At 53.2% G+C, this 12,120-nt stretch carries 12 protein-coding genes, 1 tRNA gene and 1 pseudogene; 11 read left to right on the top strand and 3 right to left on the bottom strand.

Annotated features, from left to right (window positions below):
- Window positions 1-922: 922 nt before the first annotated feature.
- Complete coding sequence (locus TQ29_RS14440) at window positions 923-1,945, top strand: hypothetical protein (protein WP_054539726.1); 1,023 nt, start codon at window positions 923-925, stop codon at window positions 1,943-1,945.
- On the opposite strand, the gene TQ29_RS14435 is transcribed toward TQ29_RS14440, so the two are convergent.
- Window positions 1,942-2,532 (bottom strand): hypothetical protein, encoded by a 591-nt coding sequence (locus TQ29_RS14435; RefSeq protein WP_157445599.1) that lies wholly within the window; start codon window positions 2,530-2,532, stop codon window positions 1,942-1,944. The two genes, TQ29_RS14440 and TQ29_RS14435, sit on opposite strands and share 4 nt — an antisense overlap.
- 442 nt (window positions 2,533-2,974) lie before the next feature.
- Here TQ29_RS14435 and TQ29_RS14430 point away from each other — a divergent pair, with 442 nt between their 5' ends.
- Together TQ29_RS14430 and TQ29_RS14425 are read left to right on the top strand one after the other, a co-directional pair.
- Window positions 2,975-3,592, top strand: coding sequence for a recombinase family protein (locus tag TQ29_RS14430; protein WP_054539724.1), 618 nt, complete (start codon window positions 2,975-2,977; stop codon window positions 3,590-3,592).
- Window positions 3,593-3,666: 74 nt separating this feature from the next.
- Window positions 3,667-4,143, top strand: a complete 477-nt coding sequence (locus TQ29_RS14425; RefSeq protein WP_054539723.1) for a hypothetical protein — start codon at window positions 3,667-3,669, stop codon at window positions 4,141-4,143.
- A 7-nt stretch (window positions 4,144-4,150) separates the two neighbouring features.
- On the opposite strand, the gene TQ29_RS20730 is transcribed toward TQ29_RS14425, so the two are convergent.
- The gene (locus TQ29_RS20730) at window positions 4,151-5,998 is read right to left on the bottom strand and encodes a helix-turn-helix transcriptional regulator (RefSeq protein WP_157445598.1); all 1,848 of its coding nucleotides are present in this window, start codon (window positions 5,996-5,998) and stop codon (window positions 4,151-4,153) included.
- A 204-nt stretch (window positions 5,999-6,202) separates the two neighbouring features.
- On the opposite strand from TQ29_RS20730, the gene TQ29_RS14420 reads away from it, so the two are divergent.
- The 7 genes and pseudogenes from TQ29_RS14420 to TQ29_RS21305 form a co-directional block, all read left to right on the top strand.
- Complete coding sequence (locus TQ29_RS14420) at window positions 6,203-6,643, top strand: hypothetical protein (RefSeq protein ID WP_054540461.1); 441 nt, start codon at window positions 6,203-6,205, stop codon at window positions 6,641-6,643.
- 96 nt (window positions 6,644-6,739) lie between these two features.
- Window positions 6,740-7,075 (top strand): hypothetical protein, encoded by a 336-nt coding sequence (locus TQ29_RS14415; RefSeq protein ID WP_054539722.1) that lies wholly within the window; start codon window positions 6,740-6,742, stop codon window positions 7,073-7,075.
- 85 nt (window positions 7,076-7,160) lie between these two features.
- Window positions 7,161-7,454 (top strand): hypothetical protein, encoded by a 294-nt coding sequence (locus TQ29_RS14410; protein WP_157445597.1) that lies wholly within the window; start codon window positions 7,161-7,163, stop codon window positions 7,452-7,454.
- 202 nt (window positions 7,455-7,656) lie between these two features.
- Window positions 7,657-9,264: a type IV secretory system conjugative DNA transfer family protein gene (locus TQ29_RS14405; RefSeq protein WP_054539720.1), complete on the top strand. Its 1,608-nt coding sequence runs from the start codon at window positions 7,657-7,659 to the stop codon at window positions 9,262-9,264.
- Window positions 9,265-9,279: 15 nt separating this feature from the next.
- Window positions 9,280-9,618, top strand: a complete 339-nt coding sequence (locus TQ29_RS14400; protein WP_054539719.1) for a hypothetical protein — start codon at window positions 9,280-9,282, stop codon at window positions 9,616-9,618.
- A 261-nt stretch (window positions 9,619-9,879) separates the two neighbouring features.
- Complete coding sequence (locus TQ29_RS20725) at window positions 9,880-10,209, top strand: hypothetical protein (RefSeq protein WP_157445596.1); 330 nt, start codon at window positions 9,880-9,882, stop codon at window positions 10,207-10,209.
- A 26-nt stretch (window positions 10,210-10,235) separates the two neighbouring features.
- Window positions 10,236-11,180 (top strand): annotated as a pseudogene (locus tag TQ29_RS21305) (recombinase family protein); the annotation flags it as partial.
- A gap of 589 nt (window positions 11,181-11,769) precedes the next feature.
- Here the strand turns inward: TQ29_RS21305 and TQ29_RS14385 are convergent.
- Window positions 11,770-11,844, bottom strand: a tRNA-Thr gene (locus tag TQ29_RS14385).
- A 132-nt stretch (window positions 11,845-11,976) separates the two neighbouring features.
- On the opposite strand from TQ29_RS14385, the gene TQ29_RS20960 reads away from it, so the two are divergent.
- A complete protein-coding gene (locus tag TQ29_RS20960; RefSeq protein ID WP_173585966.1) occupies window positions 11,977-12,117 on the top strand; it encodes a hypothetical protein in 141 nt (46 codons plus the stop codon).
- Window positions 12,118-12,120 lie beyond the last annotated feature (3 nt).

Below are 12,120 nucleotides of genomic sequence, written 5' to 3'. Positions count from 1 at the left end.
TACCAAGCCGCTGTTGGTCGCAATGCAGTTCTAACTAAAGCTCAGCCGCACTCGTACGGCCGCAAACTTAAAGCAGTCACGTTCCCTAGTGTGCCTCCGTTTCTGAAGTAAATGTTGTCAAATGGAACGGCATCAAACCGGTACAACCAATCCAAGCCGAGTAAGCGCCACAGCTTCCTTACCTGGCTCGCGATCAAAAAAATCTGTGCATGGAATCCCATGCCTCGGCGAGAATATGTGCCCCGCCGCTGATCCGAGCTATAATAGTCTGATGCCGCCGAAGAATACATCCCGCATCGAAATCACGAAGGAGCAAAGAGACCAACTCGCCTCCGAAAAGGTGCGAACCGGCCTGGGCGCAAGTGCGATTTTTCTTTATGCGAGATCAATTGACCTACTAAGCCCGCAATCCAAACTGAAATCACACATGATTGGAAACTGGATATCGGGGCACTCTACCACGGCACATGAAGATGGTCTAAGTGCCATTTTGGCCGCGTACACTGGCATAACGTACGAACCGATGATTTCCAAAGATGCCCACCCAAATCAATTGCTTCTCATAGATGACGATCTGCGCCACGAGATGCGGAGCATACTCTCAGCGCGCAGTAACTCGAGTCGGCGTTTGAGGTTGAACGACAGCGCAGCACCAACCGATTTGACGGAGTATAGGCTGAAGCAACTCGTGATGGGTCGTGACGACACCATTCGACTCTCACACCTCCGCTACATCAGAGAGCGAATGCGAAGCCTTACTATCCCCGACGGTTTGAGACAGCCCAGATAGATGGCATTTTAGATAAATGCAATGTTTTCCATAATAACCAAATTTTAATGATTATTACCGATAATATATTTCAAGCGCACCGAACGCACCCGATTAAAAGAGGTTTGCGGGGAAGTGTGGGGATATATTTTAATGCGTATTATCGGGGAAGAAAGCGGCCTCAAGTCGCAATTTCAAACGACACAATCGCTCGGCGAGTTCACGCACGAGGCGCAGGTACTGACATTTCCTGCTCGCGGTGGTGACGCACCTGCGAGCCAGCCAGCAACCCCGTATGCCAAGAACTCACAGGAAGGCGATCTTCGCGGAATTCAGGTTCTTATGGACATGGGCACGGCTGCCGAGGTGGGGGGAGGCCTGCGCGGCGTTGACGGGGTAACGGCGGTCAAGCAGAATCAAGAACGTGAAGAGAAGAAGCGTAAACGCGAACAGCAAGATCAAGAGCTTCGCGCACTCCTCGACCAAATCGGTGCTCTGGATGCCGAAATCGATGGCTTGCAGCGTCAGATTGATGCACTAAAAGACAAGATTGATCGCCTGAATGAAACCGCTCAGGCTCTCTTGGATGGCGATATCGATGTTGATGAAGCACTCGCCCGCCCTGAGGTTGCGGACGCTGTCCGTGAATGGGAAAAGCGTACAGGACGGAAGTTTGATAAGGACAGCGAGAACTCCCAGGATGTATTGGTTGCGATTTTGGGCAGTCAGGCCGATCGTTTTTCAAATGAAGTTGGAGCTCTCAAGGCGCAGAAAAGTATCCTTGAAGTTGAACGGGACGGTTTAGTTGATCGGGTTCGGGAGTGGGATGCTCGCGCGGCGGACGAGCTTGATACCGTCCGTACTGAAGTAAGAGCCGAGGCCGACGCGTCATATGCAAAGGCACAAGGAATTGGCGCACTTTCGGCGACGGCCGAATTTGTCGCAGATGCAAGCGATAGCCAAGATGATCTGAGTGATGCGCCGATTGATAGTGACGAAAGCATTTCGATGAACGCGGACGGCTTTGGCGCGTTTGATGGTCCGCCCAGTGAAAAGCTTGCATCAAATAGCGCGGTTTTTGGCAGTCAGTTCAAAACCGCGTCTGCCGAGACAGGCAGTCCGGTTGAGCAAGATAGAACCGTCGAAGTAAAACTCGATCTTACGGCGAAGGTCTAACCGCCTGGTGTGACGGTCGGCACCTGAAGCTGCGCTGCATTCACCAGTTTTTCGTTCCAGATCAACTCAAGCAATCCGGCAACTTCGGGCATTGCATCCAACGCCTCTTTCACATTTTTAACTTCCGTGCCGTTGTCTCCGCCGTGGATAAACTCACCAACATGAAATGTGATGCCTGTTGCGCGTGTGTCGTTCTGGCGCAAGAAATAGGCCGCATCCACGCCATATCGACTTTGGAACGCGTGTACCACCGCGCGCCCGAATTCATCCGGTGTTTTGAAGCGATCATTTGGAAGATCACCGCCAACATGGATCAGCACACCTACGCCGGGGTTGTTTTCGGCGTACTCACTTGCCGCTGTCGATGCGCAGTGAAGATCGGCGGTTTCCGGACGCCAGCCATCTTTCGCAAAATACTGGCGATCCGTTTCACACAGGATCGTATCGACCGTTTCCTGCGGCGCATCGGGAAGTGCGGCCATGGCCACGTCTTGCGCACTGGCGGTACTCGGTGCGAATGCGGCCGAGAGTGCAAGGCCTGCGCCCAGCACTTTTCCAGCTAATCCATTTGTCGCGGCTTTTGCCATTTGTGTCCTCGAATTCTTGTTCGTTTCGGACACACACCTCTGCAACATCTTGTTGATTTTGTGCGTTGCTATGCGAAATATAGGGAATATTTCAAGAATATGCAAGCATTGTGAAACAATATTACTTGTCAAGCTATAATCAGAGTGTTTTGGTCTATTATTTATAGCATAACGAAACGCACCGATCCGTTTTGACGGCTTCGCCAAGCCGCGACTCCAAAAAATCAGTGGAAAAACAGATGCCTGCCCCGATGCGTTCTTGGCATGAAGGGTCGGATTTGTTCCAATCAAAACCGAGGGTTAGTGACTATGATGGATACAGCACAGATTATGAAAATGGAAGAAGCGGAAACCGTTGGTTTCTGTGAATCCTTGATCGGCGGAGACGGAACTATGGCGCACAGGCAAAACCCCTCGGTTTTGCTAGTCGAAAGGTGACACGATGCTCCCTTGGCCCGATCCACCACAGCGAACATCCCCACATGGGCAACTGATCGGCTATGCGCGGGTGTCCACCGAGGACCAACGGCTAGACATGCAACTCGATGCGCTTGGCCGTGCGGGATGCGACAAAGTCTTCTATGACCACGGAATTTCAGGGGCAAGGGCCGAGCGTCCAGGGCTTGACGATGCTTTACGAGCCTTGGTCGAGGGTGACACGCTGGTGGTTTATCGTCTGGATCGGCTCGGGCGGTCGGTGTTGCATCTGGCCGATCTGATTACGCGGCTGGACAACGAAGGTGTGCAGTTCTCTTCCCTATGCGAGGGGATCAACACCGCGACATCCGGCGGGCGGCTGGTATTCCACCTGTTCGCTTCGGTTGCCGAGTTCGAGCGCGAGTTGGTGCGGGAGCGGACGCGCAACGGACTGCGGGCGGCAAAGGAACGCGGCGCGCCGATTGGCAGGCCGCGCCGACTGACCGACGAGAAGATGATCGAAGCCCATCGCCTCGTGCATCAGGAAGGCCAGACATACCAGCAAACGGCCAGCCGGTTCGACGTGTCCGAGAGTACATTGCAGCGCGGGTTTAGGCGGCTTGGGATGGATGCTGCGGCATAGGCAAGAATATGTGTAATGCCATGTTTCTATGAGCAAAATTTGCTTTCTTGCACCCTTTTAGGCTAAAATGAACAATGGGTTTGAAAGACACAATTGGAGCTTTGGCGAAACGGATCGAGCACTCGCAACAGGTCGGATCAGAGTTGGAGGCGGTGTTTGACGAGTTCCTTTCATCCTCATCAGGGCAAGGATATTCGTGGGACAGCCGATACGTACCCGTCCAGTTCGGTTCAACATTCGGGCGGATCGTATCCAAAGACTTACCTACGCAAGAAGATCGATGCACGTTTGATCTTCAGATTTCATCCCACGGAGAAATCACAAGTGACATTGGATCGTGGGCTGTCGAAGAAGGAACATGGGTCGAGCAATCGACAGAACATCTTGCAGTTGAATTTGAAACTCACGAAGAGCCCAGTGATATAGCGGCAAAATTGATCGCGAAGATTATCTCTTTGAACAGTCAAGAGCTGTCAATTGACCTGAGAAACCACATCGAAGCAAAGATGGCCGATGAGTTGTACCTGACTCCAAACCCGGAGCCTGTCTAAAAAGACTTTACATGGGCTCCGGCAACGTCATGCGTTGAAGTAGACCCTGTGATCCATCCACATAATAAATTTTGAAGTAAAGATCACGGCTATCTTTAGGCGGCGAATATTCGAATACAGGTGGCTGGTCGCCCGATAAGCTGTCAGCTTGTGCGACAGCCATCTGGCGTGGTGACATGTCAATTTTGATGATCTTTGAAAGATTATCGGGGCTGGAGCCAAAATGTATTTCAGATACTTTTGCCCAATCATAAATGTTTTGATACTCTGAGGGTGCAGAGCACGAATAATACCAAGATTTGGTGTCAAAAGGATCAACGAGTTTTCTGTCACATTCGAAAGTGTCGGGCTTCTCGGTTGCCGCGACAGCGCGCGCAATAATCTCGTCGGACGGAAATCGATACCGGTAAGGGCCGAAAATCGTGCTATCTTTGCCTACAAGAGTAATCTCGACAAAATCACGTGAGGGTTCGGGTATCGAAAAATACCTAAGGTCGCCTCTCAAATTTCCATTCCCGTCGGCGTCATAATAGATTGCGCTGAACTGATCTTCTAGTGCCAGGTCTCCCACTCGGCAACTACCTGCGCCAATATACATCCTAAATCGAATATCGGAGTTTGATGTGTATTTGCTAAACCAAGCGGTTGCATAGGGCGCATTTTCAACATTTGGCGGCAATGGAGTTAACTCAACCGCTTCCTCTCCATTATTCTTGATGTCAAAAGAAAGTGGAAGCGTTTTAAACGAGAACCTATAGGTGCCGCCCTGATTGGCGTGAAGTTCCGCATATATGGTTTGCAATGGGCCAGTTGGAAAAAGAGTTGCTGGTGTTGAAAGGCAATCGTTCAGCAGGCCAACATTGTCGCACGCTTCGAGATCTAGGTCGACTTCAGGCGTGTCGGGTGAGCGCCCAAGCGTGAGTTTTGACCAGTTTCCATTGCAAAAGCTGTAACGAGATATCTCGCACGATCCTGCTGCGCAGGTGATTGGGCCGCCTTGCTCGGAGCTGGAATTGGCGATGGCCGCAGTCGCGAGCGCCTGAACCTCGTCTGTGAAATCGAACGGACCGATGGGCCGCTCCCATGCATAGTGGTTCAGCCGTACTATGAACTGATCGTTTGGCAGTAGGTTTGCGACGTTTGAAGCTCGGGCGTATGTAATGCCGTCGCGGGAAACCTCGATTTGCGCTTCAGATGGCAATTCATCAATTTTGTTGAGCCAAACGGTAGCCCCTTCTTTGTTCCAAACAACGTCGAATTGTGGGTGAATGCCAGAATTCAGAATGCTTTCCTTTGCGGTCTCGTAGGCTTGTTGCTCTTTGGTAGGTTCGTCAGCTTTATCTGCCAGCAGTTCGGATTCTATCAATCGCCAGTGCGCGAGGTCGAGAAACCAAGGAATCGCTGGAGCAAGTATAATTGCGGCAAGCCCGAGGATCGCCCAGGAAGCTCGGAAATGGCGATCTTTGCGGGATGAACCGTCAAGACGTGAGATTTCACTCTGCCCGCTGTCCTCCGACGCATCCGGGAGAACCTCGGAAGCCTCGGCAACTTCGGAAGTCTCGGAACCTTCGCTGCTTTGCGCCCGCAGTGCCTCTTTGTGCGTGAGTCCGGTCTCGCGAAACTGCCGGTAGTGTTCCAGATACGCTTCCGGGCCATCGAGCGCTTTGAGAATCTTATTCTCTTGAAAAGGGTTTGGCGTCGCGATCTTGCCGGAGATGTACCGTCCTATCGACGTCCTCGAAACTTGAGACAAATTTGCCAGACGGGATGGGTTCAGATTTTCTTCGGCGAGGCGTTTTTTAAGATATTGCCCAAACACCGGTGCCTCGCCCCCGGCGGGCGGGGTCTCGGTCATCGGGGGCTCCGTCTGTTACCACATGCAACGACGTGGGACGGTCTGGAACGAACTGTTCGTTTCGCAACAGTCTGATAAATATAACAATTCAAGCAGTACCGCAAAGCTCTGCTGTCGTGTGTGCGCCCCGTCTGGTGACCTTCTGACGGAGCAGGATCGCGGCCAGCAAGCGGTGCCAGACCAATGCTACGGAAGGAGCACCACATGTCTACTGTCCTTTGCCCTGCTTGTACTTTGAACGGGTACTGCAAACGCCTCATGACCCATTTCGTGACCGATCAAATGCTGGAAAACTCCACCTACATCCGCGACCTAAGAAACTTCGCTTTTGGCCTCAACGTCAAGGACTCTGCATGGCATGAGCACCTTACGAACCTGTACCGGGACTATCGCGGTTGGATCGTCGGTTTTGACGGCGACGAAGTCCACTTGGACATGGAACAGTTCGAACGCCCCTTCATCCGCGAGTGGTTCCGTGACTTCTGTCACAAGCGTTGTCCCGATGATGTAACGCCTCGCCGTAGACCGGAGTCTCGGGAACGCGTGCGCATTCTGGCTACAATTCTGACTGCGAGATTTCCGTCCGAGGCTCTCCTTTGGGGAGTACGTGCCGCCAATGACGACGATCCCCCAAAGGTCGATTAACGGATACCACCCGTTTCTGGCGGTTCAATTGAACATACTCAAAGCACCGCCCGACTTGGTGTGATGCTTTTCTTTTCCATAATATGAGGTGTATCCATGATGGCTATGTCCTGGCTCAGCCTGCTTGCCTCCAGCGGGGGTTTTGCGGGGGGGAGTTATTTTCTCAAGCGCTATGCCGATCTCGGAATGCTGACCGACCTGGGATATGCGTTCGCGATCTTCGCGCTCAGCAATCTGATCTACGCGCAAGTCCTGTCCAAGGGTCTTGGGCAGGGCGCGGCGATGTCCAGCATGACTCATCTGATCCTTATGTCGGTGCTGGGTGTCACGGTGTTTGGTGAGCGGTTGAGCTATCATCAGGTAGCTGGCTTGATGTTCGCACTTTGCAGCATTTGGCTCTTCGCACAAAGCGCGCGAATGACGGCTGGTTGAGCTTAACCCCCGAGACTGGCCGGAGGCTGCGGTATCAAGGGAATCGAAGAGCAACGTCGTTCTTCCAGCCTTGGAGTTTCAAACAATGCTGAACAAAAATCACGCACAGGCAGGGCAGAATATTTTCATGTCTTCTGTCACCGGCCTTGCCAATCTGCTTGCCCTGATCGCCGCTTTCTTCGGAGGGCCAATACTCTGGAAGTACACCATCGTCTATGTGCGAACACTAACATTTCAAACCTATGGCGATGGGCTCATCGGATTGGCATCTGTTACCTGGTACGGCCTTAGCTTTTTGCTCGTTTTCTTCGTCGCGCGAGCATCAGTCGGCACAGCTTTGATCTTCGGTGGCTTGGCAATCATCACCCGCTTCATGTGAAGCACAACTAGGATAGGAGAAAATACAATGGCACGTGGAAGAATTCGTGGCGTAATCGTTGAAAAAGAGGAAAATCCTTGGCCCGCTGTGATCGCGGTGGCGATCATTCTGGTCATCATCGTCGCGGTCATCGGCTGAGCCGCGAAAACAAAAACTCAATCAAGGGGTCGCCAATCGGCGGCCCTTTTTCTTGGGAGAAGTCATGGTTTTCGACAATGAAACAAATCGGTTCGGGAGTGCCGCATGGGCAACCGGACAAGAAATTAAAAATGCGGGGCTTCTTGGCTCCGATGGCATGCAGATCGGCTATCTTGGCCAGACCCCCCTGATGCTGAATACTGACGCACCACGGCTCACGGTCGCGGGAGCCGGTTCCGGCAAAATGCGTGACATACTTTCAATGGCTGTCGCCCGTGCCGCCGGTGAGCGCAATTTCATCCTCGATCCGCGTGGCGAAATCGCTGCCGTGACCATGGTGAACTTTGCGATGGCTGGAAGCCATGTGTATTGCTGGAACCCGACTGGCTTGCACGACCTTCCGCAACATGCCATGCAGCCACTTGATATCCTCAGGCTAAACAGCCCGCATTTTCATGCCGACTGTAAGTTTATCCTTGAAAGCCTGATCCCGATCAGCGGTTCTTCTAGCGGGAAGTATTTTGAGCTTCGCGCCCGAGAATGGGGTGAAGCCTTTGTCAAGATGCTGGTTGAGCGTGATGGCGAAGTGTCCTTCCCCTCGCTTTATCGCACGATCAACGCCATTGAATCCAATAATGGCGAGTGGCCGGACATCCTCGAATGCATGCTCGGCTCAAGCATGGAGAGCGTGCGGCGCTCGGCGGGCGAAATGTTGGCCAAGCAACAAGACAGCGCGCGGGAGTTCGGCAGCATTGTGGGAGAGCTCTACGCTTACCTGAATTTCCTTGATGATCCGATGTTGCAGGCCGCGTTGGAAAGACCCAGAGCGTCCTTGTCCGCAACCTGCAACTCCTCACGGGCCGCCACCTGGTTCATCAATGTGCCAATCGAATATGTGTCGATCTGGGCTCCGGTGCTGCGTACCATGTTCACGGTGCAGATGCTCTACAAGTCGCGCGCGCCGTCTGCGCCGCCGGTCAACATGATTGTTGATGAGGCCGGTCAGCTTGGCAGCTTTGACGCTTTGTTGCGTGCCTTCACTTTCGGGCGTGGTGCAGGTGTGCGCGCCTGGGCATTGTTTCAAGATGCAGGCCAGATCACCCGTAACTTTGGTCCCACTGGCCTACAAGGGTTTATGGGCTCGGCTACGATGCGCCAGTTTTTTGGCGTGCGGGATTACGAGACAGCGCGGCTCGTTTCCGTGATGCTTGGTCAGCAAACCCTCGAATATGATGATGGTTTGCGTCAAGCCCAAGCCCGTCAGGCAAAACAGCAAGCGGCCATGAGCGTCCTTGGCGGCGGCGATCCAATTGCAGCGATGCAGAACATGAAACTCCAAGCCTTTGCTGAAACCCATCGGACAAAGCAGGCGCGGTCGCTTATGACGCCCGATGAGATTCTGGCGATGCCCGAAGATCGACAAATCCTGTTTGTTTCAGGCAAAAGCCTGAGCCCAATCCTTGGGCATAAATATGCATACTACTCGCGCCGGGAATTTGCAGCTCGTTTCCTGCCAAATCCATATCATCCGCCGCTTGATTGCGTTTCTATCCCCCGCCGATGGGGTCCGTCGCGGGCTAAAGTGGTCAAAGAGCCGGTGCCACGGAAATTTGCGGACTTTCCGCAATATGACTCGGGCACTTGGTCTTTCGTGAAGGGATATCAGCCATAAAGAAGGATGAGGAACATGAGTGACAAGGAAAACTCAAACAAGCCCGTTCAAACGCATCGATACGGTCCAATCGAGGTGGCGATCTGGCAGAAGGATACGGACGATGGGCCGGTTTTTAACACTGAGCGCACCCGTTCGTATCGAGACAAGGATGGAAGTTGGCAAAAGAGCCATTCGATTCCCGAAAAATATCTTCTGACCGCCGCACGCCTTGACCAGAAGGCTTTTGAGGCAATCCAACAGATACGCGATCAGGAGCGGGAAAAGAGGCTCGGCCGTTTGAGAGAGGACGATCAGTCTCGTCAGCCGCGCTCCCGTTTGCGGCGTCGTGAACGAGATGACCACGAACGTTAGGAGCGGGCAACGGGGTGCATGGCGACAGTCGCCCCTCCCGACACGACCACGGTTTTTGCGAAACGCCTGCAACCTATGGTATAATTAGAGGTAGGTGCTCAGGCGAAAGCCTCACTCAGCAAGCGTTAGACGCTGCAATGCACCATCCGTGAACTGCTGTAAGGCCGGTCGCGACAAAATCCAGATACGCAAGTGCCTCAACGCGCCGTTTCAGCATGGCCGCGAGAGGTCCATCTTGCCAGATGATAAGGATCATCAATCGTGAAAAATGGTGAAAACACAACCATTCCTGATCTGTCCGCCGCAATGGACAAAGCAGTCCATTGCGAGACCTTTGGAAACCTTGAAATCGACCTGGAGCATTATCAAGCATATCTCGACGATCCGTCGCTGACCCAGGCTCAAAAGGCTGAAATTGTTCGGGCTCTCTGGTCGATCATAACCGCCTTCGTCGAACTTGGCTTTGGCGTGCATCCTGTCCAACAAGCCTGTGGAAAACTTGGAACAGAGCTTGATCGTGGGGAAAAATCGGAGTCCACTGGACTGGTACAAGGTAAACAACAGAAAGACATAGACGCGCCTGCCATCTAGCGGCAAGGGCGGAAAAGAGAGGATTCATGGGTATCCCGCGAACAGAAACAAGAACGGCTTCCGCGCTCATCTACTGCCGCGTTTCAACGACGAAACAAAGGCTTACCGGATCAGGCTTGGACAGCCAGGAACATCGTTGTCGCCAATACGCTGAATCCAAAGGTTATGATGTCGAGATGGTTTTTCCAGACGATGCCTCGGGCGGCGGTGATTTTTTGAAGCGTCCTGGTATGTGTGGCATGCTGGCCTATCTCGATGCGCAGCCAAGTAAGGACTATATCGTTATTTTTGACGATCTCAAACGGTTTGCGCGGGATGTCGAATTTCACATCAAGCTTCGCCGTGAATTTGCCAACCGTGGAGCAAGAATCGAATGCCTCAATTTTTCTTTTGAAGATACGCCTGAAGGCAAATTCATAGAGACAATCATTGCCGCCCAAGGCGAGCTAGAGCGCGATCAGAACCGCCGCCAAGTAAAACAAAAAATGACTGCCCGTGTAGAGAAAGGATATTGGGTCTTTCACGCACCTGTCGGGTATAAATTCGCGACGGATCGTATCCATGGGAAGCTGTTGGTTCCTGACGAGCCGGTGGCGGATTGTCTATGCGAAGCCCTAAACGGATACGCAAACGGGCGTTTTCGTTCTCAGGCTGAAGTCCAGCGCTTCCTAGAGAGCAAACCGGAGTTCCCGAAGGACCAACCGAACGGGAAGATCAGAGCATGGAAGATCACCAAGATTTTGAAGAATCCGCTCTATGCGGGGTATGTGCAAGCCAAGACGTGGGGCGTGTCGCTGCGCCGTGGCCATCATGAGCCGCTAATCAGCTTTTCCACATATGAGCAAATCCAGAAGAACCTTGTCGAAGGCGCGCGGGGATCGGCACGGGCTGACTTCAGTGAAGATTTCCCTTTGCGCGGCTTTGTTGCTTGCGGCGAGTGCGGAAACAACATGACCGGCGCGTGGTCGAAGGGCAAATACAAGCACTATGCATACTACCGATGCGAAACGCGCGGCTGTTCGCAAAAAAGCAAGTCTGTTGCGCGGGCTAAGATGGAAGGCGGCTTCGAAGACATCTTGGCGCGCCTACAGCCCACCAAAAGGCTGGTCGATCTCGCGATCGCGATGTTCAAGGACGCTTGGAACAGCCGCCTTGAGTTGGCTCGGGCCGAGCGGGAAGAGTGGCGGCGTCAGGCAGACGCTGCTGACAAGAGTATTTTGGAACTCGTTGACCGCATGGTCGAGACCAAGAACCCGACTGTCATCAAAGCCATAGAAGCCAAGATCGAAAAGCTGGAACGGGAGAAGATCGCACTGGTCGAGAGGGCTGGTGAGCCACTGCCAAATGTGGCTGGGTTTGAAGACTGTATTGAACTCGCCCTCAAATTTCTCTCAAGGCCTTGGGATATATATAAAAATGGGAGCCATGCTATCCGTCAGACAGTTCTGAGGCTGGCTTTTTCTGAGCCCCTCACCTTCATGCCGGAAGGCGTGTATGGAACACCAAAAACCACCTTACCCTTCAAGGTGTTAGGCGATTTCGACAACCAAAAGTGCGAGATGGTGCCGCAGGGGAGGATTGAACTCCCGACCTCACCCTTACCAAGGGTGCGCTCTACCACTGAGCTACTGCGGCCCGAATGGGCGGCTGATTAGACGTAATCGCCGGGGGACGCAAGCGCTAACTGACCGGTTTTCCGGCGCGGCGTCGGCAGACGCGGTTGCCCTGTCTCTGGACCGTATCGCGCCTCTGCGATAGAGAATGGGCATGGAAAAGAAACCCCGCAATTCGAAACCCGCAAAAGCGCCGGAAAGCCGCGAAGAGCGGCTGAAACAGGCGCTGAAGGCGAACCTGGCCCGGCGCAAGGCGCAGGCGAAGGCGCGCAAATCGGGCGAAGAGCGGGAATAAGAG

The organism is Actibacterium sp. EMB200-NS6, from assembly GCF_001305615.1.
Taxonomy (GTDB): Bacteria; Pseudomonadota; Alphaproteobacteria; order Rhodobacterales; family Rhodobacteraceae; genus Actibacterium_A; species Actibacterium_A naphthalenivorans.
This window is presented reverse-complemented; position numbering and strand designations above follow the sequence as displayed.